Consider the following 21,552-nt stretch of genomic DNA (forward strand, 5'->3'; position numbering starts at 1 on the left):
CGGTGTCAGGCCTTAGATGACGTAGCTCTTCAGCGGATCGAAGCCGTTGAAGGCCACCGCCGAATAGGTCGTCGTATAGGCGCCGGTGCCTTCGATCAGAACCTCGTCACCGATCGTCAGCGAGATCGGCAGCGGATACATGTTCTTCTCGTAGAGCACGTCAGCGGAATCGCAGGTCGGGCCGGCGAGCACGCAAGGCTCCATGTCGTCGCCGTCGCGCTCCGTGCGGATCGGGTAGCGGATCGCCTCATCCATCGTTTCGGCGAGACCGCCGAACTTGCCGATGTCGAGGAAGACCCAGCGGTGGTTGTCATTGTCGGACTTCTTCGACACGAGAACCACTTCCGCCTTGATCACACCGGCGTTGCCGACCATGCCGCGGCCCGGCTCGATGATCGTCTTCGGCAGGTTGTTGCCGAAGTGCGACCGCAGAGCAGCGAAGATGGCCTGGCCATAGGCTTCCGCCGACGGGATGTCGCGCAGGTACTTAGTCGGGAAGCCGCCGCCCATGTTGACCATCTGCAGGTGAATGCCCTGCTTGGCCAGCTGAGCGAAGACCCGCTTGGCATCGGCAAGCGCCGAATCCCAAGCATCGACCTTCATCATCTGCGAGCCGACGTGGAAGGATACGCCGTAGGACTCAAGGCCGAGCTGGTGTGCGTAGACGAGCACGTCGACGGCCATCTGCGGCACGCAGCCGAACTTGCGCGACAGCGGCCATTCGGCACCTTCGCCATCCGTCAGCACGCGGCAGAAGACCTTCGCGCCGGGAGCGGCACGGGAAATCTTCTCCACTTCCTCGTGGCTGTCGACGGCAAAGAGACCGATGCCGAGCGCGTGTGCGCGGGCAACGTCGCGTTCCTTCTTGATCGTGTTGCCGTAGGAGATCCGGTCCGGCGTCGCACCTGCGTCGAGCGCCATCTGGATTTCTGCAACCGACGCGCAGTCGAAGCTCGAACCGAGCGAGGCGAGCAGCTTCAGGATTTCCGGCGCCGGGTTTGCCTTGACGGCATAGTAGATCGCGCTGTCGGGCAGGGCGTGGCGGAACGCGTGGAAGTTGTCGCGCACGACATCGAGGTCGACGACGAGGCAGGGGCCTTCGGGGCGTCGGGTCTTGATGAAATCGAGAATACGAGCGGTCGTCATCTTGCAGTCCCTCAAAATTCCAAGCTCCGGCGGACCGGAGGACAAAGGGCGGATGAGGTATGCGATCGCGCCAGCCGGTGGAGACCCCGACGCCGCTACACGCTCATACGCGCAAACAATGGATCAGCGCCCTGCCACGGGCAAAGATCCGGCTTTGTCTGCCATGGATTGGAGGGGTTATCCCACCGCACTTCCGGCAATGATGGTGTGCCTCTTCAGTGACCCCGGCTGATGGAAAGCCGGAAGAGAACCAGAAAGGCCCGCACCGTCGTTGCTTCAAGATGTCCTCGCATTTCCCGGTTGGCCGGAATAGCGACTGGAGGGGTTAGTTCCAGGTACCTTACCGATGACCTCACCTTAGGGATGAATCCCAGTTCGAGGGTCGGCGGACACCCACAGGCACGTGCGACTTTGGGCAGCACGGGAGATAAGAATATTCGCCTTCACAATCAAGAGATTTTTTCGCCTGTTTATCTATTTTTCACATTGCCGCCGGGAACCTGAATTCCCAACTAGGCGTGGGGCCAGAAAAGGGACGATCGTATTGGACACCTTGACGCGCATGCGCGCCTTCATCGACGTGGTGGAAGCGGAGGGCTTTTCGGCCGCCTCGCGGCGGACAGGCCGCTCGAAAGCCTTGCTTTCCAAGTATGTGAAGGAGCTGGAGGATGATCTTGGCGCCCTGCTCCTGAACCGCACGACGCGGCAGTTCTCCATGACCGAGGCCGGGCATACCTACTACCGGACGGCCGCCGACATCCTGAAGGAGATCGACAACCTCGCCGACCTGGTGCGGGAGAACAATGCGGACCTGAAAGGCCGACTCAGAGTCTCGGTGCCGCGCACGTTCGTGGATGCGGAAGTCGGCCAGTCGCTGATCGACTTCGCCAAGGAGCATCCCGACGTCTCGCTGGAAATCGTCGCGGAGGATCGCTTCGTCGACCTGATCGAGGAGAGCTTCGACCTCGCGATCCGCATCACAAAGCTTGAGGACTCCGGGCTGATCGCCCGCAAGATCGCCGATTTCCGGGTCTATGCCTGCGCGTCCGCAGATTTCGTGGCACGGCACGGCCCGATCGAGACGCCGCAGGACCTTTCGCGCATCCCCTTCCTGATCGATACCAATTCCCGCTGGCACAACAATGTGCGCTTCTCCAGCGCAGACGGCAACACGATCTCGGTGCCGGTCAGCGGCCCGGTCGAGGTAAACAGCCCGCAGGCTACGCTACGTGCCGCTAAGGCGGGTCTGGGCGTTGCGATCATCCCGGATTTCATCGCAAACCCCGCCATTCAGGCGGGCGATCTGGTCACGCTTCTCGATGAATATATCGCCAAGGATCGCGGGATCTATGCCGTCTATCCGCATCGCCGCTACCTGCCCGCCAAGGTGCGCAGCTTCGTCGACTACCTGGCCGTCTGGTTCCGCAGGCACCAGCGTTGACAGCAGGTCGAAATTCCGACCCATTTCCTGCCCAAATACGGCAGATGTTCCAATCCGGAGACACGGTCCCCGCATGAAATACCTCCTGCCTTCGGTGACTGCCTTCGCGCTGGCGCTGCCGGGAATGGCCGCCGCGCACCCTCACATCTTCGCGGAGGCGCGACTGGAGGTCGTAGCCGCCGACGATGGCAGCATCTCGGAACTGCGTCACGTATGGCGATTCGACGAGGTGTTCTCGTCGAGCGTGCTGCTCGATTTCGACCAGAACACCAACCTCAAGCTTGACGAGGCCGAACTGGCCGAGCTCGGCGAGATCATGCGGGCCTCGCTTGCGGATTTCGACTACTTCACGACAATCTCTGTGGACGGCAAGAGTGCAGCGATCGTGAAACCGGATGCGATCCATGTCTCGTTCGAGGAGAACCAGATTCTTATCTTCTTCGCGGTCCGGCCGGAGGCGCCGCTGCCGCTGAAGGGCAAGCTCGCCTTCGGCGTTTACGATCCCTCCATGTACACGGCCATCGATTTCCCGACCGACGAAGACCTCGTCGCGCAGGGCAAGGCGGCCGACGCATGCCAGCGGCAGGTCGTTCGCCCCGATCCCGACGAGATCATTGCTCAGAACAGCGAAACACTGACCGAAGCCTTCTTCGAAGACCCCTCGGGTAACGACATGTCCAAGCTCTTTGCAACACGACTGGAGCTGACCTGCTGATGCGGTCGAGACGTCTGGTTCTGCTGCTGGTGGGGCTGGCGCTGGCTGGAGCCGCGCACGCGCAGTCGCCGCTTGGCGTCGGGTCGGCTGAACCGGCCTTCAGCATCGGCGGCCCGCTCGGTGGCTTCCTTGGCTGGATCAACGACTACCAGCAGCTCTTCTACCGCTCGCTCACCGGCACGCTGAAGGCGATGCGCGACGATCCGTGGGCGCTGAGCGGGCTGGTCGGCCTTTCCTTCGCCTATGGTGTCTTCCACGCGGCAGGGCCAGGACACGGCAAGGCGGTGATCTCCTCCTACATGATCGCCAATGAGGTGGAACTCCGGCGCGGCGTGGCCATCTCCTTCATCTCTTCGCTCCTTCAGGGGCTTGTGGCAGTACTCCTGGTCGGCACGGCGTTCTTCCTCCTCAGGGGCAGCGGCATCACCATGACGGCCGCAACCCGCGCCATGGAAATCGCGAGCTTCGCGCTGATTGCCGCCTTCGGCGCCTGGCTGCTGGTCCGCAAGCTGATGGTGCTTCGTGCGGCACCCGCGCCCGTTCTGGCGGGCGCAGGCAACGCAACGTCGCCCCGACCCATGCGGCTCGGGCCCACGCGACCTGCCGTGTCCGCCTTCCAGGCGGTCGACGTAACGGACCATGATTATCGGGGGAGCGGAGACGCCTGCGAAACCTGCGGCATCGCCCATGCGCCGGATCCAAGCCTGCTCGGCGGGAACCGCTTCGGAGCCAGGGAAGCCTGGTCGGCCATCGTGGCGGTCGGGCTGCGCCCCTGCTCCGGCGCCATCCTAGTCATGAGCTTCTCGCTCCTGAACAGCCTCTATCTCGGCGGAATGCTCTCGGTACTGGCGATGTCGCTCGGCACCGCCATCACCGTGTCGGTGCTCGCGATCCTCGCCGTGACGGCGAAGGATGTCGCCGTTCGCTTCGCGGGTCCCGGATCACGCACTGCAGGCCGGGTTACGAGCGGCTTCGAGATCGCCGGCGCGCTCTTCATCCTGCTGATCGGCCTCTCGCTGCTCGGGGCAGCACTCCAGGCCTAGACGTCGGTCTTGCGCCGCTGATGGCGGGCTCGCAGCCAGAAGATCAGGAAGAAGGAGACAACAGCCAGAACGCCGAAGGCTGCAGCGAGATAGGGAGAAAAAGTTTCCGCCAGCCAGATCATGATCGGTGGCATGACGAAGAACAGCGCGAGGAAGCCCGCGAAGATGATGGCAGCCGCGATTGCCGGGCTGCGCTGCTTGTCACTCATGCTGCACCCCCGTGGTGATCTCTTCGCGAATAGCCTCGAGGCGCCGCTTCTGGCTCCCATCAGCATCGAAGTTGGCGGGCGCAAGCCATGCTTCGAACGCCTGCTTCAGCACCGGCCACTCGCGGTCGATCATCGAGAACCATGCGGTATCGCGGTTGGCGCCTTTCGAGATGACATGCTGGCGGAAGACACCTTCGAAGGTGAAGCCGTAGCGGACAGCGGAACGTTTGCTGGCCTCGTTCTCGTTGTGGCATTTCCACTCGTAGCGGCGGTAGCCGAGATCCTCGAACACGTGTCGAGCCATGAGGTAATGCGCCTCGGTGGTCAGCGGCGATCGCTGGACATCCGGGCCATGGGCCACCGAGCCGACCTCGACGACACCATTCTTCGGATCCGGCCGCATATAGCTCGCCATGCCGACGATCCGCCCGCTGGTGTTATCCCGGAAGACCAGGGTCATGAAGTTACTCTGCGTGCGAGCCTTCTCGAGCCACGCACCAAAATCGTCGATCCCGACAAAGTCATCGTTGGGGAAGTAGCGGGTGAGCTGGTTGACGCCCATGCCGCCCAGTCCTTCCCATAGCGCCTGCAGGTGGCGCCCGGCCTCGTAGGGCTCCAGCGTCACGAAGCGGCCCCGCAAGGTAACGGGGCCGGGTGCTTCAACCTTGTAGTTCCTGAGATCACTCATGGTCTGCCTCTTGTCCGGGTCGAGGCTTAGGCCAGCTGCCGGACAAAGGCAACCGGCCGAAGGGGAACCTAGGCCTGAACCTTGGCGGCCGAGACTGTGGCGTCGATATGGTCAAGCAGCGCATCCGGCAGGCCGAGGCGACCGGCGAGGAGGTCGAGATAGCCGCGTTCGGCGCGCGTATCCGGATCGATGGTGAGCCGGGTGGCGGTGTAGAGCTCCACCTTCTGCTCCTCGGTGCGAGCTGAGGCGACGAGATCGTCTATATCAACGGGATTGGCGAGCTCGTTGGCGATGAAGGCTTCCGCTTCCGAGCCGAGGTCAACCGCATGCACCTTGTCAATGATGTTCGCCCGCTCCGCGGCGTCGATATGGCCGTCGGCCTTGGCGGCGGCGATCATCGCGCGGATCAGGGTCAGGGCAAAGTCATTGCTGAGCGCGGAGGACTGCGGGTTGAAGGGCGAATCCACCGGCGGCGGCAGGATCTCAGGTTCTTTATGTGTCACCGTCTGGGGCGACTGGCCGGACTGGTAGTTCTTGTAGGCCATATAGCCGAGACCCGCGATTGCCGCGAGCCCGCCCACGGTGGCAACATTGCCGGCGAGCTTTCGCCCCGTCTTCGTGCCAAGCAGTGCCGCAGCAATACCCGCCGTCTTCCAGGGGTTGTTCTTCGCGATGTCGCCGAACTGGCCGGCCCGGCCGAGTATATCCCCCGACTTGCCGCCCATCTGCGGCCCGAGGAACTGGTCAAGAAGCTTCTTGGCGTCGAACATCGTGATCTCCCTGTTAATGATGACAGGGAGATAGGGTGGGAAGGGCCAAATTACAAAAGCGGCAACGGAGAAGTTATGCCTTGAGCGCCGCGGCTTCCCTGGCGAGCCTCGTGATGCCCGCCCAGTCGCCGGCGGCAACCAGTTCCTTGGGCGCAACCCAGGAGCCGCCGACACAGACGACGTTCGGCAGTGACAGGTAATCCTTCGCATTCTTCAGCGAGACGCCGCCGGTCGGGCAGAACAGCGTGCCGGCGAGCGGCGACGAGAGCGCCTTGAGGTAGGCAGCGCCGCCGGCTTGCTCGGCGGGAAAGAATTTCATGACCTCGACGCCTTCTTCACGCAGGGCCATGACTTCGCTCGCCGTAGCCGCACCCGGCAGGATCGGCACGTCGGAAGCATTGGCAGCATCGAGGATGCCACGGGTTACGCCCGGGCTGACGATGAAGGTGGAACCGGCGGCAACGGCTGCGTCCCAGTCCTTGGCGCTGAGAATGGTGCCGGCGCCGACATTGGCACCTTCCACCTCAGCGGCGACGGCACGGATTGCATCGAGTGCGGCCGGCGTCCTCATGGTGATCTCGATCGCCTTCAATCCCCCCGCAACGAGCGCCCGCGCAAGCGGTACCGCCGACTTTGCGTCATCGACGATCAGCACCGGAACCACCGGCTGGGCCTTCAGGATCGCGAGGAGTTTTTCGGTCTTGGCGGTCATCGGCGCTTCCGTTTCAAACGATTGAACTGACCTGCTCCGATTATCCCCCTCCCCCCGACTTGTCGAGGAAAATAAACCCTATACTGCTGTGAACCTTTGCCAAAGGCCGGTTTTGCCATAGGTTCCACCACGACCGGGAACGGGGATGCGCATGGCCAAGGAAATTGAGCGGAAGTTTCTGGTGAAGGACGACGCCTGGCGCGCAGAAGCGGTCTCGGCGTCCACCTTCATCCAGGCCTACGTGGCCACGCAGGAGGATCGCTCGCTGCGCGTGCGGCTGATCGACGACAGGCGCGCCACCCTTACTATCAAGATCGGTCGACAGCTCATCAGTCGCGATGAGTTCGAATACGACATCCCGGGCGAGGATGCCCGCGAACTGATCGGCAGTGCCCTCGGCATCGTGCTGGAGAAGACGCGCCATGAGGTGGAGCACGAAGGTTTCACCTGGGAGGTCGACGTCTATGCCGGGGCCTACCAAGGCCTCGTCGTTGCCGAGGTGGAGATGGAACATGAAGACCAGCAGCCCCCCTTGCCCTCCTGGGTCGGGCGGGAGGTAACGGGGGACCGCAGGTTCTCCAATCTGGTAATGGCGACCGAGGACCTGAGCGAGGAGCTTTGCGGTGGCGTTTCGCATTCGGCCTGAGCGCCCGTTTACCGCCGAGTTCAGGAAGGTTGCCCGGACGCAGCTGGAAAAGGCGATCGATTTCCTGGAGAACCAGCCCGAGGGGCCCCACGAGGCAATCCATGGGGCGCGCAAGAAGTTCAAGCGCGTCCGCGCCCTCTACCGCCTGATCCAGCCGGATGCCAAGGAATTCCGACAGCGCGAGAACGCCCGCATCCGCGACATGGCGAAGACGCTTTCGGCGGTACGCGACGCCACTGCGCTGGTCGAGACGGTCGACTACCTTGCTTCGGAAGCGACATCACCGGACGAGATCTCGGCGCTTGCCTTCGCCTCCAAGGCCCTGATCGAGCGACGCGACCAGATCGCATCGGAGGAGCTGGACCTAGCGGACAAGATCGCCGCCGCCATCCGGACATGCGGCGAGGCAATCGATGCACTGGACGAACTGGAACTCGATGACGGTCCCCGCAAGACCTCGCGCCGGCTTGCCAAAGCCTGGCGCAAGCAGTTGTCGCGAGCGGCGGCTGATCTTGTCGCCTGTGAGGAGGGCGCGGATGCCGAAGTCTTCCACGATTTCCGCAAGGTCGGCCAGACTTACTGGATGCACCTGGCACTCCTTTCCGACCTTTGGCCTTCGGCCATGCAGGCCAAGCAGAGGGAGGCGAAGGCACTGGTGGATGTGCTCGGCCATGAGCACGACCTTTCGGTCCTGACCCAGGTGGTGAACGAGAACCCCGACCTCTTCGGCGACAGCGATACCCTGGCAAGACTGATCGGCGCGATCATCGCTCGCCAGCAGGACCTGCGTCAGCGGGCGATCGAACAGGCAAGGCTTGTGTTCGCCGACGATGCCGATACGGAAGCCACCCGCATCGCGCTCCTCTGGCAGGAGGCGGCGTCACGCAAGTAGCGGAGGGCCCGACAGCGACAGAAAGCGCGTTGCGTGGCCGACCGTCTGGTAGTATTTCCCCGCCATGACCGACAACATGACAATCGACCGGCCGGCAGCAGGCACCACTTGCGTGGCCGCGCTCTACCACTTTGCGACCTTTCCGCGCTACGAGACCCTCCGCGCGCCGCTTCAGGCCGTCTGCGACGAGAACGGCATCAAGGGCACGCTGCTGATCGCCCGGGAGGGGATCAACGGCACCGTTGCCGGGACGGATCAGGGAATTGCGCGCCTTCTCGCCTTCCTGCGCGCCCAGCCGGAATTCGCAAAGCTGGAGCACAAGGAAAGCCGCGCCTCCAAGATGCCCTTCCTGCGCATGAAGGTGCGCCTGAAGAAGGAAATCGTCACCATGGGCGTCGAGGACATCGACCCCAAGAAGATCGTCGGTACCTATGTGGATCCGAAGGATTGGAATGCACTGATCTCCGACCCGGAGACGATCGTGATCGATACCCGCAACGACTACGAGACGGCGATCGGGATATTCAAGGGCGCGGTCGATCCGAAGACGAAGACCTTCCGGGAATTCCCCGACTGGGTGAAGAACAACACCGGCCTGCACAACAAGCCGAAGATCGCCATGTACTGCACCGGCGGCATCCGCTGCGAAAAGGCGACGGCCTTCATGAAGGAGCAGGGCTTCGATGAAGTCTATCACCTCAAGGGCGGCATCCTGAAATATCTGGAAGAAGTGCCTGCCGAAGAGAGCCTTTGGGAAGGCGCCTGCTTCGTCTTCGACGAGCGTGTCTCCGTCGAGCACGGACTGAAGGAAGGGCCGCACCGGCTCTGCCACGCCTGCCGCAATCCGATCATGGCCGAAGAGGTGAACTCCCCCTACTTTGAGGAAGGCGTTTCCTGCAGCCATTGCTACGAGACGCGCACGGAAGCCGATCGGGAACGCTACCGCCAGCGCCAGCACCAGATCGCGCTGGCGAAGCAGCGCGGACAGAAACACATCGGCGGGTGACGTTCGTTCTATAGGTCCTTAAGCAAAAGGCCGCGCCCCAGGGGACGCGGCCTTTTCTCTATTTCCTGGGCAGCTATTACCAGCTGGCGATCACGGCGCCCTTGAACTCTTCGGCGACGAACGCCTTCACTTCGTCATTGTGGTAGGAAGCGATCAGCGTCTTCAGCCACTCTGCATCCTTGTCTTCCGAGCGGACGGCGATAACGTTCACGTAGGGAGCCTTCTCGCCTTCCAGCGCGATCGAGTCCGTCTTCGGGTTCATGCCCGCTTCGATGGCGTAGTTGGTGTTGATGGCGGAAGCGTCGACGTCATCGAGCGAGCGCGGCAGTTGCGCTGCGTCCAGTTCGACGAGTTGGATGTTCTTCGGGTTTTCGGTGACGTCAGCGATGGTGACCTTGACGCCCTTGGCCTCGTCAACCTTGATGAGCCCCTTGTCCGCGAGCAGCAGCAGCGCGCGACCGCCATTCGTCGGGTCGTTCGGAATGGCGACGGAAGCGCCGTCCTGGAGTTCGTCGAGGCTCTTCACCTTCTTGGAATAGATGCCCATCGGGAAGTTGACGTTCGTGGCGACGCTGACAATGTCGAAGCCGCGGTCTGCGACCTGATTGTCGAGATAGGGCTGGTGCTGGAAGGAATTGGCGTTGAGATCGCCATCGGCCAGCGCCTGGTTCGGCACGACATAGTCGGAGAACTCGAGGATCTCGATGTTGAGCCCCTTCGTGGCGGCGATTTCCTTCACCTTCTCCATGATCTGCGCATGCGGGCCAGGGGTGACGCCGATCTTGATGTCTTCGGCAAGCGCCGAGCCGGCGGCAAAGGCTGCGATGGCGGCTGCCAGGATGATCTTCTTCATGGTTCTCTCCTTGTTGGTTTTATGGGGTTCAGTTCTTGCGGGTCCGCTTGTCGAAGTGGCGCGCAAGCATGTCGCCGGCGCTCTGGATTGCCTGGACGACGACGATCAGCACGACGACGACGGCGAGCATGACTTCCGGCATGAAGCGCTGGTAACCGTAGCGGATGCCGAGGTCTCCCAGGCCACCGCCGCCGACTGCGCCAACCATGGCGGAATAGCCAACCAGACTGACGAGCGTCAGCGTCAGGCCAAGGACAATACCCGGGCGAGCTTCCGCCAGCAGGACCTTGGTGACGATCTGCAGGGGTGTCGCGCCCATGGCCCTTGCCGCTTCGATCAGGCCCTTGTCGACTTCGCGGATCGAGGATTCGATCAGCCGCGCGACGAAGGGAATGGTCGCGATCGTCAGCGGCACGATGGCTGCAGCGGTTCCGATCGAGGTTCCGGCGATCAGCCGTGTGAAGGGAATGATCGCCACGACGAGGATGATGAACGGCGTGGAGCGCGTCGCATTGACGATCGCGCCCACGATCTTGTTGACGGTCGGCGCCGGGAACAACTCGCCCTTCCCGCTGGTGGCAAGGAAGATGCCGATGGGCATCCCGATCAGCGAGCCGATGAAGCCTGCAACGGCCACCATGTACATGGTCTGCAGGAGAGCCTTCCAGAGAAGGGAAAAAAGCATGTCAGGCGCCATAGCCGAGCACCTCCGTGGATAGTCCGGTCTGCCGATAGAAGTCGCCGGCCCTTGTGAGCGTATCCGGATCGGCCGGATAGGAGACGACCAGCGATCCGTACGGCTCGCCGGCGATCTCGTCGATCGCGCCGGCCAGGATGTTGACGTCAGGCCCGATCTCGGCAACCAGACGCGCGGTCAGCGGCTGGAAGGCGGTCTCCCCAAAGAAGATCAGCCGTACGAGTGCGCGATCTCCCGATGCCGGTATCTGCTTGAGGTCGGAACTGATCCACTCCGGCAGCTTCGCACCGACCGCCGCCGACAGGAGCGAACGGGTGGTCTCGTGCTGCGGTGCGGTAAACACGTCGAATGTCCGGCCATTTTCCACGATCTTGCCCTTGTCGATGACCGCGACCCGCGAGGCGATCGTCTTCACCACCTCCATCTCGTGGGTGATGAGCAGGACGGTAAGGCCGAGGTCGCGGTTGATCGTCTTGAGGAGTTCGAGGATCGACTGCGTCGTCTCCGGGTCGAGTGCGGAGGTTGCCTCGTCCGACAGCAGAAGCTTCGGCTCCGTCGCCAGCGCCCGGGCAATGCCGATACGCTGCTTCTGCCCGCCGGAGAGTTCTGCCGGATAGCGGCCGGACTTGTCGCCGAGACCGACGAGGTCGAGGAGTGGCGCGACGCGATCGCGGATCGCCTTGCGGTCCATGCCGGCGATCTCGAGCGGCAGCGCCACGTTGTCGAAGGCCGTTCGCGACGAGAGGAGATTGAAGTGCTGGAAGATCATGCCGACCTGCCGGCGCAGGTCGCGCAGACCCGTTTCCGGAAGATCACCCACTTCGACGCCGTCGACGACGACCCGCCCCGACGTCGCCTTCTCCAGACCGTTGACCAGCCGGATGAGCGTCGACTTGCCTGCGCCCGACCGGCCGATGATGCCGGTGATCGCGCCCCGCGGTACCATCATGCTCACGCCGTCGAGCGCGGTGAATGCGGGCTGGTTCCCGGTTCCGCCGAAGCGCTTGGTGACGTCCTCGAACGTGACCATGGGGACGACAGCTGGAGACTGGTTGATATCGACGCGGTTCATCGGAGGCCTCGCAAGGAGGCTTCACGGGATATGGGCAGGTAGGTCATGAACTTCTCTGTGGTGAATGCCGCACATGCGGATAGACGAACGAGTGCCGGAACGTCAGCTCCGCATACACATTCGGACGGATTGGCACCGCTCTAGCATCTTTGCATTCACCTGATCAAACCCTTGCCTGCTGCGGCATGACTGCTCGCCCGATGCTTATCGCACTGCACCACCAGCCGGGCCGAGGCATGGCTTTCCAGTTATCGAATGAAAAGGGAAATAACCTTGCCGCAGCCTCAGGCTGCGAGGTCGAGCATCGGTGGCGAGAAGGATTCGAAGGCGGGGCGACCGAAGAGATAACCCTGCATCAGCGTTACCCCCAGGTCACGGAGCACCGCCATCTCTGCCGGGGTCTCGATACCCTCGCACACCGCCGTAACGCCAAGATCTGCAAGCATCGCCAACGTGTGCTGCACGACGACGCGCTTTGCGCGGTCGAGATCGATGCCGCGGATCAGGTCCATGTCGAGCTTGACGATATCGGGCTGGAGTTTGGCCAGCAAATTGAGTCCCGAATGACCGGCGCCAAAGTCGTCGATCGCGGTCCTGAAGCCCATGCCCTTGTAGGTCCGCAGGATGTTGAGAAGATGATTGGTATCGACCTGCTCGCTTTCCGTGAACTCGAAGATGATCCGGTTCAGCGGAAAGGACACGCGCGAGGCGGTGGCAAGCGTGACGCGTATGCAGGCGCGCGGCTCGTAGACGGCGTTGGGCATGAAGTTGATGGAGAGGCTGGCATCCCGGTCGCTCCTGAGACGGGAGGCAAGCTCGATAGCCTTCTGGCGGCAGCTCTGGTCGAAGGCATAGCGGTTGGCCTCGTTGACGGCAGAAAGAATGCTACCGGCACCTTCTCCATTGACCCCTCGAACGAGGGCTTCGTAGGCGAAGACGTTGCCCCTCGATACATCCACGATCGGCTGGAACGCCATCGAGAAAGGAAGCTCGAACCCTTCTCCGTCCCTGCAGCCCGCACAACTCATCACCAAAGCCTCCGTTCGAGAAGGCCGCCAGTAGAGATGAGAGAGGTTAAGATTCCATCCTGTGGTTGCCCTTGGGAAACTCGGATGCAAGCGCGCTATACCACTTGCCGCTCTTCTTGATGGTCCGGATCTGCGTATCGTAATCGACATGGACGAGGCCGAAGCGCATCTGATAGCCCTTTGCCCATTCGAAGTTGTCCATCAGGCTCCAGGCGAAGTAACCGCGGAGGGGAAAGCCGTCACCGATGAGATCCGCGCAGACCGAGAGGTGGTCGGCGTAGTAGTCGAGCCGTGGCTGGTCATCCACCTCTCCATCTGCGCCAACGCCCATGTTGTAGGCCGCGCCGTTTTCCGTGATGTACATTTCGGGAAGGTCGTAGCGGCGGCAGAGGTCTTCGACGAGCAGCTTCAGGGCGGGCGCATAGATTTCCCAACCGATGTCCGTCTTCTGATCGCTCTTCGGCGGCGCGTCCTTCGTCCAGGGGAAGTCGCCGCTTCGCGCCGCATCATCGGCCACCCGCATTGGGGTGTAGTAGTTGAGGCCCCACCAATCGAGCTTGCCGCTGATCGTGGCGAGATCACCCTCCTCGATCTTTGGCATCCGATCGCCCAGCGCCTCGAGAAGTGCCGGCGGATACTCGCCCTTGAACACCGGTCCGAAGAAGGCGCCGTTATGGAAATCGAAGGCGCGCTCGGAGGCGGCCTTGTCCTCGGTGCTTTCGGAACCGGCAATGACGGAATGCGCGTTGAGCACCAGCCCGACGGGCACGTTCGGGGTGACCTCGCGAATGGCTTCGACGCCAAGGCCGTGGGCGAGGTTGGTGTAGTGCATGGCGTAAAGGGCTGCTTCCATGTTGCGCTCGCCCGGCGCGTGTTCGCCGTACAGATGGCTGAGCCAGACGGAGCACCAGGGCTCATTCAACGTCGCGACGGCATCCAGCCGGTCGCCGAGCCTAGACATCACGACCTTGGCATAGCGCTGGAATGCATAGGCAGTGGAGCGGGCCGTCCAGCCTCCATCGCCCATCAAGGCAAGCGGCAGGTCCCAGTGGTAGAGCGTCGCGAAGGTCTTGATGCCGCGTGCCTTGCAGCCATCGACCAGCCGGTCGTAGAAATCGAGCCCCTCCTCGTTCACCCGGCCGACCCCTTCGGGAATGATCCGCGGCCAGGCGATGGAGAAGCGATAGGCCGAGACGCCCATCGCCTTGATCAGGTCGAGATCCTCGTCCAGCCGATGATAATGGTCGCAAGCGACATCGCCGTTGTGACGGCCATAGACGCGACCGGGCATGTTGGAGAAGGCGTCCCAGATCGAAGGCTTGCGGCCGTCCTCCTTCGTTGCTCCTTCGATCTGAAAGGAGGCGGTGGCAACACCGAATGTGAAATCGCCGGGGAAACGGGCTGCAAGGGTCTTGGGATCGGTCATGGAAGGCTCGCCAATTCAACGGAAAGGAGACTGTCGGCGGCGGCTTAATGAACGAGGGCGCCATTGTACAGACAAAACTGCAACGTTGCAGAAAAGGGCAATCCACCCACCCTGGCGGCAGCGGGGGACGTCACGGCGCCCCCGCCGTCATTCCTACACCTTTACCCAGGCGCCGTTCTTCTTCGACGAAGCGACGCAGGCCTCGACGAAGGCGACACCCTTCACGCCGTCGTCGACGGTCGGATAGACGACGTCCTTGTCGAGCTTTGCGCCCTTCTTGGCTGCATTGATGGCCCGGGCAGCTTCCGTGTAGATGGTTGCGAAGGCTTCGAGATAGCCCTCCGGATGCCCGGATGGAATTCGGGATACACGACCGGCCGCAGACCCTGCCCCGGCGCCGTTGCGGGTGATCAGCCGCTTCTGTTCGCCGAACGGGGTGAACCAGAGGTAGTTCGGGTTCTCCTGGCTCCATTCGAGCCCGCCCTTTTCACCGTAGACACGCAGCCTAAGCACGTTCTCGTTGCCCGGCGCGACCTGGCTGCACCAGAGCATGCCCTTGGCGCCGCCCTGAAAACGCAGCATGACATGGGCGTTGTCATCCAGCCGCCGGCCCTCGACGAAGCTGTCGAGATCGGCTGCGAGGCTCTCGAGCGTGAGGCCGGTGACGAAGCAGGCAAGGTTATAGGCATGCGTGCCGATGTCGCCGGTGGAGCCGCCGGCGCCCGACTGGGCGGGGTCGGTGCGCCAGACCGCCTGCTTGGCACCCGTCTGTTCGACCGCTTCCGTCAGCCAGTCCTGCGGATACTCCACCTGCACGACGCGGAGCGCGCCGAGGTCGCCGTTCTGTACCATTTCGCGCGCCTGGCGCACCATCGGATAGCCGGTGTAGTTGTGCGTCAGGATGAACAGCGCGTCGCTCTCATCCGCCACCTTCTTCAGCTTCTTTGCGTCTGCGAGGTTCGATGTCAGCGGCTTGTCGCAGATGACATGAATGCCGCGGCGCAGGAATTCCTTGGCGGCTTCGTAGTGCACATGGTTCGGCGTCACGATGGACACGGCCTCGATACCGTTCTTCAGCCGCGCCTCGCGGATCGCCATTTCCTTGTAGGAGCCATAGGTGCGCGCCGGATCGAGCCCGAGGTCGCGCCCGGACTGCATCGCCTTTTCCGGTGTGGAGGAGAGCGCACCCGCAACCAGGTCGAACTGGTCGTCCAGCCGTGCCGCCATGCGATGGACGGCGCCGATGAAGGCACCTGTCCCCCCGCCCACCATGCCGAGCCGGATGCGCGGCTCACGTGCCTGTTCGTCCTTGCCTTCAATCGCCATCGTCTTCTCTCCCTTACAGCCCCAGCATCCGGCGGTTTGCGGCTTCGTCCGTGCCGCCGGCGGCAAAGTCGTCGAATGCCTTCTCCGTTACCCGGATGATGTGCGCCTTGACGAACTCCGCACCCTCGCGCGCACCGTCTTCGGAATTCTTCAACGCGCATTCCCATTCCACGACCGCCCAGCCGTCGAAGTCGTTGGCCGTGAGCTTGGAGAAGACAGCGCCGAAATCCACCTGGCCGTCACCGAGCGAACGGAAGCGGCCAGCACGCTGTACCCAGCCCTGGTAACCGCCATAGACACCCTGCCGGCCGGTCGGATTGAACTCGGCATCCTTGACGTGGAACATCTTGATCCGGTCCTTGTAGATGTCGATGTTGTCCAGGTAGTCCAGGCACTGCAGCACGTAGTGCGACGGGTCATAGAGCATGTTGGCGCGTGGGTGGTTCTTCACCCGCTCGAGGAACATCTCGAAAGTGACGCCATCATGCAGGTCCTCGCCCGGATGGATCTCGTAGCAGACATCGACGCCGCAGGAGTCGGCATGGTCGAGGATCGGCGTCCAGCGGCGGGCAAGCTCTTCGAAGGCGGTTTCGATGAGGCCGGCAGGGCGCTGCGGCCAAGGGTAGATGAAGGGCCAGGCGAGCGCGCCGGAAAAGGTTGCGTGCGCCTTGATGCCGAGGTTCTTCGACGCCGACAGCGCCATCTTCACCTGCTCAACCGCCCATTCCTGCCGCGCCTTCGGATTGCCGCGGACTTCCGGAGCGGCAAAGCCATCGAAGGCCTCATCATAGGCCGGGTGGACAGCAACCAGTTGGCCCTGCAGGTGGGTGGAAAGTTCCGTCACCTCGATGCCGTTCTGGCGGGCAACGCCCGCGAATTCGTCGCAGTAATCCTTGGATTCAGCCGCCTTCTTCAGATCAATGAGCTGGGCGGCCCAGGTCGGCACCTGCACGCCGACATAACCCTTTTCGGCCGCCCACTTGGTGATCGCGTCCCAGGAGTTGAACGGCGCCTCGTCGCCAGCGAACTGGCCGAGGAAAATGGCCGGTCCCTTGATGGTCTTCATGAGCTTGCTCCTTCGATGATCTCTCGGTGTGGCGGACATGAAAAAGGCGCGCGCCATGGAAGGCGCGCGCCGCTGGTTGATCAGAACGGCGAATCCGGGAAGTAGAACTGCTCCGCATTGTCCTTGGTGACGAGCGTCGCATCGAGGATGTATTCGCCGTTCACCGGAACCTGGTCGAACAGGCCGTCGGCGGTAAGCTGCATCGCGGTTGCGATCATCGCCGGCGGATAGAGCACGTCGACCGGCACCATCTTGTCGCCATCCATGACGCGCTTGACCATGTCCTTGGAGCCGGCACCACCGACGACATACTGGATGTCGGTGCGGCCGGACTGCTCGATCGCTTCAAGGATACCGACGACCATGTCGTCGTCCTGCGCCCAGACCACGTCGATCTTCGGGTACTTGGTCAGGTAGTCCTGCATCACGCGAAAGGCGTCGTCGCGATTCCAGTTGCCGTACTGGCGCTCCAGCACCTTGACGTTGGACCCTTCGATGCCCTTGTCGAAGCCGTCCTGGCGCTGCTGGTCGATCGGGATCGGCAGGCCCCGGATGACGACGACTTCTGCGTCCGGCGTCGTCTCGGCGATGTACTTGCCGGCCACTTCCCCGAGCGCCGGGTTGTTGCCCGCGACATAGAGGTCGCGCACCGAGTTGTCGTTATTCGAAGGCGCGCGGTCTACGAGCGCGACGAAGGTGCCGGAATCCTTGACCTGCTGGATAGCGTTGACGAGCGGATCCGGATCCGTCGGCAGGATGACCAGCGCGTCAATGCCCTGGACCGCGAGGTCCTGCACGGCATTTGCCTGGCTTGCCGGATCAGGCGACGTCTTGACGATGACGTTGAGGCCCGGATGCTCTTCCATCAAGAGCTTTGCCACGCGCTCGGCATGGTATACGACGCCCGCGGTCCAGCCGTGATCGGCTGCCGGAATAGACACGCCGATGGTTGCCTTCTTCTCCTCCTGCGCCCAGCCGAGGCTTGGACCAATGGCAACCGACGCTGCAAGGGCCGCGACGGCGATGCCGAAAGTTCTTCTACGCATGTTCTCTCTCCCAAGTTTGGGTCTTTGATTTCGGCCGGGCGCGACCCATGAGCCCGACCGGTTCTCACGACCGCCGTGACAGCGAGCGCTGCACGAGCATGGCGATGATGATGATCGCGCCCTGGATGGCGCCGATGAGGTATTCGCTGACGAAGTTCGAAAGCAGCATGATGTTGCCGACGATCTCAAGAATGAAAGCGCCGCAGAGCGTGCCCCAGATACGCCCGACACCGCCCCGCAAGGCGGTGCCGCCGACGACGACGGCCGTGATCGCCTGCAACTCCCAGAGGATGCCGGTGGTGGCCGATGTCGAACCAAGGCGCGGCACGTAGAGCAGCACCGCGATCGCGACGCAAAGTCCTTGAACGACATAGGCAATGGTGCGCACGCGCTTGACGGAGATGCCGGAATAGCGAGCCACGTCTTCGTTCGAACCGACGGCGATCAGGTGGCGACCGTAGCGCGTGCGGTAGAGCACGAACGCGGCAATCGCAGCGGTCAGGAAGATGACGATGATCGGCACGGGGACGCCCAGCACCTCGCCGAAATAGACCGGCCGGTAGAGCGATTGAAGCTCGCGGTCACGCAGCGTGATCGCCCCGCCCTGGCTGAGCCAGGTGGTCAGGCCGCGATAAATGCCCATCGTGCCGAGCGTCGCAATGAAGGGCTCGATCTGGCCGACCGTGGTAATGAGGCCGTTGAACAGGCCGCAGGCGGCACCGATCGCCACGGCGAGTGCCATTCCCGCGATGAGCAGCAGCAAGGGATCGGCGATTGCGCCCGAATTCAGGAACATGATCATCAGGCTGGCGACGAAAGCCACCATGGCGCCGACGGAAAGATCGAGACCGCCCGACGAGATCACATAGGTTGCGCCAAGGGCGATGATCGCGATGAAGGCGCTGCGGGTGATAACGTTGGACAGGTTGGCGACCGAGATGAAGTTATCGTTTGCCAGCGCCCCGAGCACGAGCAGCAGGGCCAGCGCGACGAAGGGCGCCACGGCGCGCAGATCCCAGTCGCGCGAGGTCTTCGGCTTGGCCGTTTCAGTTGCGGCAGTCGTCATGGCTTCAGGCAGCCTCCCCGGTCTTCACGCCCGTGGCGAGCACCACGATTTCATTCTCGTTCATGTGTTCCCCCGTGACTTCGCCGACGATCTGCCCTGACCGCATGACGAGGATGCGGTCGCAGATGCCGATCAGCTCCGGCATTTCGGAGGAGACGACGATGATCGATCTTCCCTCTTCCGCCAGCCGGGCGATGAACTTGTAGATTTGCTGTTTCGTGCCGATGTCGATACCGCGCGTCGGCTCGTCGATAATGACGATTGACGGATCGAGCATCATCATCTTCGCGATCAGCAGCTTCTGCTGGTTGCCGCCCGAGAGCTGGCCTGCGAGCAGATCCTTGCGGCCGGTGCGGATATCGAATTCGCGGATTGCCCCATCAAGCGCCTCGGCCTCCCTCTTCCGGTCGATCTGGAGAGCGCGCACGAAGCGACGGATGGAGGCAAGCGTCAGGTTGGTGGCGAGGTCCTTCAGCAGCAAGAGGCCCTTGCCCTTGCGATCCTCCGACAGGTAGACGATGCCTGCCTTCATGCTCTGGCTGGCATCCCGGAAATGAACCGCCTGGCCGTTGTGGCGAACGGTTCCGCTCGCGCGCCTGACGCCGACGAGGCCTTCCATCAGTTCCGTGCGCCCGGCGCCGACAAGACCTGCAAAGCCCAGGATCTCTCCCTTGCGCAGCTGGAAGCTGGCGTTCTTCGCATAGCCTGGCACGTCGAAGTTCTCGACCTCGAGCACCGTTTCACGCGCGGCCCCCGACTGGCGGTCGGGATAGAGCTTGGCGACGTCGCGCCCCACCATCAGCCGCGCCATATCGGCAGGCTCGAGCTCGGATGCCAGGTGGGTGCCGACGAGCCGGCCATCGCGAAGCACTGTCACGCGATCGGCGATCTCCTTCACCTCCGGCAGGCGGTGCGAGATGTAGAGTACGCCAACCCCCTTGGCGCGAATGTCCTTGATGACCTTCAGCAGCGCTTCCGTCTCGAACGGCGTCAGCGACGCGGTGGGCTCATCGAAGATGACGATCCGGTGCGGGACGAGCAGCACACGGGCGATCTGGACCAGCTGGCGCTGGGCGATCGACAGGGTGCCGACGATGGCCTTCGGGTCGATGTCGGCGCCAAGCTCCCGAAGGCCTTTGGCAGCACCCTCGTTCATTGCGCGGTCATCGAGTGTCAGGCCCTTCGGCAGCTCACGGCCGAGATAGATGTTCTGGGCAACCGTAAGATCTGGCGCCAGCAGGATTTCCTGGTGCACCAGCACGATGCCACGTTTTTCCGCATCGACCGGACCGGTCAGGTGTATCAGCTGCCCGTCGATGAGGATATCGCCTCGCGTCGGCTGGTGGTTGCCGGCGAGGATCTTCATCAATGTCGACTTGCCGGCGCCATTCTCTCCGATAATGGCATGTACCTCACCCGGCAGTACCGTGAGGCTGACGTCGCGCAGAACCTCGACAGGCCCGAAGCTCTTGGAAAGGCTTCGCGCTTCCAGGATCGGCAGGCGGTCGGAAGAGGGTTGAGGTGTCATTGGCCATCACCCGCAGCTCGCAGCCCGGAGGTCATGGCGATTGCGCCCGCGCGACCAGCGCCAGCAGATACTGATATGACTAGATGCACCTGAACTTCCTCCCGATTTCAGGCTAGCCAAGATTTTGAGGTACGTAAAGCAGCTTTGCGTGCAGAATGCTCTCGTCAACAGCAGATGACGGATACGTCAGAGCGTGGAGGGGCGGGACTTTACGAAGTCAACGAAGGCGCGAAGCGGCGCTGGCACCAGGCGCCGGCCCGGATAATAGAGGAACGGCCCCGGAAATTCCTGCCACCAAGGCTGAAGCACCGGCTCCAGCGCTCCGCTCTCCAGTTGCGGGCGCAACCACTCCTCGAAAAGCCCGACGATACCAATACCGGCTACTGCGGCGTCAACGGCAAGATCGACGGCACCTCCTGCCTGGACGATGAGCGGACCCTTGGGTTCGACGACCACCAATTCCCCGTCCCGCTCGAACTCCCAGTTTGGCATGTTGCCACTCGGGAAGCGGTGGCGAAGACAGGAATGGTTGAGCAGGTCGCGAGGATGCTGTGGCCGGCCACGCCGTTCAAGATAGGCCGGAGCGGCAGCAAAGGCATAGGTCTGCGTCCGCGGGCCGATGGGCACCGCGATCATGTCCTGCTCCAGGCGCTCGCCGTAGCGGATGCCGGCATCGCAACCGGCCGCCAGCACATCGACGAAACTCTCATCCGTCATCACCTCGAGCCGGATGTCCGGGTAGGCTGCAAGAAAGGCCGGCACGATTCTGGGCAACACAAGCCTCGCCGCACTGACGGGGACGTTCAGCCGCAACGTACCGACCGGCCGGTCGCGGAAGCCGTTCACGGCATCGAGTGCAGCTTCCATTTCGCTCAGCGCTGGCGCGAGGCGCTCGAGCAGGCTCTGCCCGGCTTCGGTCGGAACGACACTGCGGGTCGTCCGGTTGAGAAGCCGAACGCCGAGTTCAGTCTCGAGCCGCCTCACCGCCTCGCTCAAGCCTGACGGACTGGTCCCGCTCAATCGGGCACCTTCACGAAACCCTCTCGCCCTTGCCACCGTCACGAAGGCAGAAAGATCTCCAAAATCCACGGCCATTGTTCGCTCCTCCGCACAGCCCGTTCTGACTGTATCGGATTATCGTCAGGCGCAACAGCGCGTATCTCATGGCGCAGTCAT

At 62.8% G+C, this 21,552-nt stretch carries 22 protein-coding genes; 6 read left to right on the forward strand and 16 right to left on the reverse strand.

Annotation, left to right across the window (positions count from 1 at the left end):
* Positions 1-12: 12 nt before the first annotated feature.
* Positions 13-1,146 (reverse strand): ornithine/lysine decarboxylase, encoded by a 1,134-nt coding sequence (gene odc2, locus FN060_RS05470; protein WP_142587223.1) that lies wholly within the window; start codon positions 1,144-1,146, stop codon positions 13-15.
* A gap of 544 nt (positions 1,147-1,690) precedes the next feature.
* Here odc2 and FN060_RS05475 point away from each other — a divergent pair.
* The 3 genes from FN060_RS05475 to FN060_RS05485 all read left to right on the forward strand — a co-directional run bounded on the left by FN060_RS05475 (position 1,691) and on the right by FN060_RS05485 (position 4,345).
* Positions 1,691-2,587 (forward strand): LysR family transcriptional regulator, encoded by an 897-nt coding sequence (locus FN060_RS05475; protein ID WP_077549733.1) that lies wholly within the window; start codon positions 1,691-1,693, stop codon positions 2,585-2,587.
* Positions 2,588-2,660: 73 nt separating this feature from the next.
* Positions 2,661-3,302: a DUF1007 family protein gene (locus tag FN060_RS05480; RefSeq protein WP_077549734.1), complete on the forward strand. Its 642-nt coding sequence runs from the start codon at positions 2,661-2,663 to the stop codon at positions 3,300-3,302.
* Entirely contained in the window at positions 3,302-4,345 is a 1,044-nt protein-coding gene (locus FN060_RS05485; RefSeq protein WP_142587224.1) for a nickel/cobalt transporter, read from the forward strand. The genes FN060_RS05480 and FN060_RS05485 overlap by 1 nt, the downstream gene beginning before the upstream one ends.
* On the opposite strand, the gene FN060_RS05490 is transcribed toward FN060_RS05485, so the two are convergent.
* The 4 genes from FN060_RS05490 to FN060_RS05505 form a co-directional block, all read right to left on the reverse strand.
* Positions 4,342-4,554 (reverse strand): hypothetical protein, encoded by a 213-nt coding sequence (locus FN060_RS05490; RefSeq protein WP_077549736.1) that lies wholly within the window; start codon positions 4,552-4,554, stop codon positions 4,342-4,344. The genes FN060_RS05485 and FN060_RS05490 overlap by 4 nt on opposite strands.
* Positions 4,547-5,242, reverse strand: coding sequence for a GNAT family N-acetyltransferase (locus FN060_RS05495; RefSeq protein WP_077549737.1), 696 nt, complete (start codon positions 5,240-5,242; stop codon positions 4,547-4,549). Before FN060_RS05495 ends, FN060_RS05490 begins: the two co-directional genes overlap by 8 nt.
* A 68-nt stretch (positions 5,243-5,310) precedes the next feature.
* Positions 5,311-6,012 carry a tellurite resistance TerB family protein gene (locus FN060_RS05500; RefSeq protein ID WP_077549738.1) on the reverse strand — a complete coding sequence of 234 codons (702 nt, stop codon included), beginning with the start codon at positions 6,010-6,012 and terminating at the stop codon, positions 5,311-5,313.
* Between the two features lie 73 nt (positions 6,013-6,085).
* Positions 6,086-6,724, reverse strand: a complete 639-nt coding sequence (locus FN060_RS05505; protein WP_142587225.1) for a 2-dehydro-3-deoxy-phosphogluconate aldolase — start codon at positions 6,722-6,724, stop codon at positions 6,086-6,088.
* Positions 6,725-6,875: 151 nt separating this feature from the next.
* On the opposite strand from FN060_RS05505, the gene FN060_RS05510 reads away from it, so the two are divergent.
* The 3 genes from FN060_RS05510 to trhO all read left to right on the forward strand — a co-directional run bounded on the left by FN060_RS05510 (position 6,876) and on the right by trhO (position 9,268).
* Positions 6,876-7,370: a CYTH domain-containing protein gene (locus FN060_RS05510; protein ID WP_142587226.1), complete on the forward strand. Its 495-nt coding sequence runs from the start codon at positions 6,876-6,878 to the stop codon at positions 7,368-7,370.
* Positions 7,348-8,262, forward strand: coding sequence for a CHAD domain-containing protein (locus tag FN060_RS05515; protein ID WP_142587227.1), 915 nt, complete (start codon positions 7,348-7,350; stop codon positions 8,260-8,262). Before FN060_RS05510 ends, FN060_RS05515 begins: the two co-directional genes overlap by 23 nt.
* A gap of 64 nt (positions 8,263-8,326) precedes the next feature.
* Entirely contained in the window at positions 8,327-9,268 is a 942-nt protein-coding gene (trhO, locus tag FN060_RS05520) for an oxygen-dependent tRNA uridine(34) hydroxylase TrhO (RefSeq protein ID WP_142587228.1), read from the forward strand.
* Between the two features lie 76 nt (positions 9,269-9,344).
* Here trhO and FN060_RS05525 read toward each other — a convergent pair whose 3' ends face one another.
* The 11 genes from FN060_RS05525 to FN060_RS05575 all read right to left on the reverse strand — a co-directional run bounded on the left by FN060_RS05525 (position 9,345) and on the right by FN060_RS05575 (position 21,471).
* A complete protein-coding gene (locus tag FN060_RS05525; protein WP_052639452.1) occupies positions 9,345-10,121 on the reverse strand; it encodes a MetQ/NlpA family ABC transporter substrate-binding protein in 777 nt (258 codons plus the stop codon).
* A 28-nt stretch (positions 10,122-10,149) separates the two neighbouring features.
* Positions 10,150-10,818, reverse strand: a complete 669-nt coding sequence (locus tag FN060_RS05530; RefSeq protein WP_077549744.1) for a methionine ABC transporter permease — start codon at positions 10,816-10,818, stop codon at positions 10,150-10,152.
* On the reverse strand, positions 10,808-11,848 hold the full coding sequence (locus tag FN060_RS05535) for a methionine ABC transporter ATP-binding protein (protein ID WP_142588378.1): 1,041 nt from the start codon (positions 11,846-11,848) through the stop codon (positions 10,808-10,810). The genes FN060_RS05530 and FN060_RS05535 overlap by 11 nt, the downstream gene beginning before the upstream one ends.
* Positions 11,849-12,174: 326 nt before the next feature.
* Positions 12,175-12,918, reverse strand: coding sequence for an EAL domain-containing protein (locus tag FN060_RS05540; RefSeq protein WP_142588379.1), 744 nt, complete (start codon positions 12,916-12,918; stop codon positions 12,175-12,177).
* 46 nt (positions 12,919-12,964) lie between these two features.
* Positions 12,965-14,344 (reverse strand): GH1 family beta-glucosidase, encoded by a 1,380-nt coding sequence (locus tag FN060_RS05545; RefSeq protein WP_142587229.1) that lies wholly within the window; start codon positions 14,342-14,344, stop codon positions 12,965-12,967.
* 153 nt (positions 14,345-14,497) lie between these two features.
* A complete protein-coding gene (locus FN060_RS05550) occupies positions 14,498-15,670 on the reverse strand; it encodes a Gfo/Idh/MocA family protein (protein WP_142587230.1) in 1,173 nt (390 codons plus the stop codon).
* A 13-nt stretch (positions 15,671-15,683) separates the two neighbouring features.
* A complete protein-coding gene (locus FN060_RS05555; protein ID WP_142587231.1) occupies positions 15,684-16,736 on the reverse strand; it encodes a sugar phosphate isomerase/epimerase family protein in 1,053 nt (350 codons plus the stop codon).
* Between the two features lie 80 nt (positions 16,737-16,816).
* On the reverse strand, positions 16,817-17,782 hold the full coding sequence (locus FN060_RS05560; RefSeq protein WP_142587232.1) for a substrate-binding domain-containing protein: 966 nt from the start codon (positions 17,780-17,782) through the stop codon (positions 16,817-16,819).
* Between the two features lie 64 nt (positions 17,783-17,846).
* The gene (locus tag FN060_RS05565) at positions 17,847-18,848 is read right to left on the reverse strand and encodes an ABC transporter permease (RefSeq protein WP_142587233.1); all 1,002 of its coding nucleotides are present in this window, start codon (positions 18,846-18,848) and stop codon (positions 17,847-17,849) included.
* A gap of 4 nt (positions 18,849-18,852) precedes the next feature.
* Entirely contained in the window at positions 18,853-20,376 is a 1,524-nt protein-coding gene (locus tag FN060_RS05570) for a sugar ABC transporter ATP-binding protein (RefSeq protein WP_142587234.1), read from the reverse strand.
* Positions 20,377-20,562: 186 nt separating this feature from the next.
* Positions 20,563-21,471, reverse strand: a complete 909-nt coding sequence (locus FN060_RS05575) for a LysR family transcriptional regulator (protein WP_142587235.1) — start codon at positions 21,469-21,471, stop codon at positions 20,563-20,565.
* Positions 21,472-21,552 lie beyond the last annotated feature (81 nt).

Source organism: Pseudorhizobium halotolerans (genome assembly GCF_902153235.2).
Taxonomy (GTDB): Bacteria; Pseudomonadota; Alphaproteobacteria; order Rhizobiales; family Rhizobiaceae; genus Neorhizobium; species Neorhizobium flavum.

Coding starts and splice junctions, on each gene's coding strand:
- odc2 (WP_142587223.1), bottom strand. CDS start 1,146: ATGACGACCGCTCGTATTCTCGATTTCATCAAGACCCGACGCCCCGAA.
- FN060_RS05480 (WP_077549734.1), top strand. CDS start 2,661: ATGAAATACCTCCTGCCTTCGGTGACTGCCTTCGCGCTGGCGCTGCCG.
- FN060_RS05485 (WP_142587224.1), top strand. CDS start 3,302: ATGCGGTCGAGACGTCTGGTTCTGCTGCTGGTGGGGCTGGCGCTGGCT.
- FN060_RS05490 (WP_077549736.1), bottom strand. CDS start 4,554: ATGAGTGACAAGCAGCGCAGCCCGGCAATCGCGGCTGCCATCATCTTC.
- FN060_RS05495 (WP_077549737.1), bottom strand. CDS start 5,242: ATGAGTGATCTCAGGAACTACAAGGTTGAAGCACCCGGCCCCGTTACC.
- FN060_RS05500 (WP_077549738.1), bottom strand. CDS start 6,012: ATGTTCGACGCCAAGAAGCTTCTTGACCAGTTCCTCGGGCCGCAGATG.
- FN060_RS05505 (WP_142587225.1), bottom strand. CDS start 6,724: ATGACCGCCAAGACCGAAAAACTCCTCGCGATCCTGAAGGCCCAGCCG.
- FN060_RS05510 (WP_142587226.1), top strand. CDS start 6,876: ATGGCCAAGGAAATTGAGCGGAAGTTTCTGGTGAAGGACGACGCCTGG.
- trhO (WP_142587228.1), top strand. CDS start 8,327: ATGACCGACAACATGACAATCGACCGGCCGGCAGCAGGCACCACTTGC.
- FN060_RS05525 (WP_052639452.1), bottom strand. CDS start 10,121: ATGAAGAAGATCATCCTGGCAGCCGCCATCGCAGCCTTTGCCGCCGGC.
- FN060_RS05530 (WP_077549744.1), bottom strand. CDS start 10,818: ATGGCGCCTGACATGCTTTTTTCCCTTCTCTGGAAGGCTCTCCTGCAG.
- FN060_RS05535 (WP_142588378.1), bottom strand. CDS start 11,848: ATGGTCACGTTCGAGGACGTCACCAAGCGCTTCGGCGGAACCGGGAAC.
- FN060_RS05540 (WP_142588379.1), bottom strand. CDS start 12,918: ATGAGTTGTGCGGGCTGCAGGGACGGAGAAGGGTTCGAGCTTCCTTTC.
- FN060_RS05545 (WP_142587229.1), bottom strand. CDS start 14,344: ATGACCGATCCCAAGACCCTTGCAGCCCGTTTCCCCGGCGATTTCACA.
- FN060_RS05550 (WP_142587230.1), bottom strand. CDS start 15,670: ATGGCGATTGAAGGCAAGGACGAACAGGCACGTGAGCCGCGCATCCGG.
- FN060_RS05555 (WP_142587231.1), bottom strand. CDS start 16,736: ATGAAGACCATCAAGGGACCGGCCATTTTCCTCGGCCAGTTCGCTGGC.
- FN060_RS05560 (WP_142587232.1), bottom strand. CDS start 17,782: ATGCGTAGAAGAACTTTCGGCATCGCCGTCGCGGCCCTTGCAGCGTCG.
- FN060_RS05565 (WP_142587233.1), bottom strand. CDS start 18,848: ATGACGACTGCCGCAACTGAAACGGCCAAGCCGAAGACCTCGCGCGAC.
- FN060_RS05570 (WP_142587234.1), bottom strand. CDS start 20,376: ATGACACCTCAACCCTCTTCCGACCGCCTGCCGATCCTGGAAGCGCGA.
- FN060_RS05575 (WP_142587235.1), bottom strand. CDS start 21,471: ATGGCCGTGGATTTTGGAGATCTTTCTGCCTTCGTGACGGTGGCAAGG.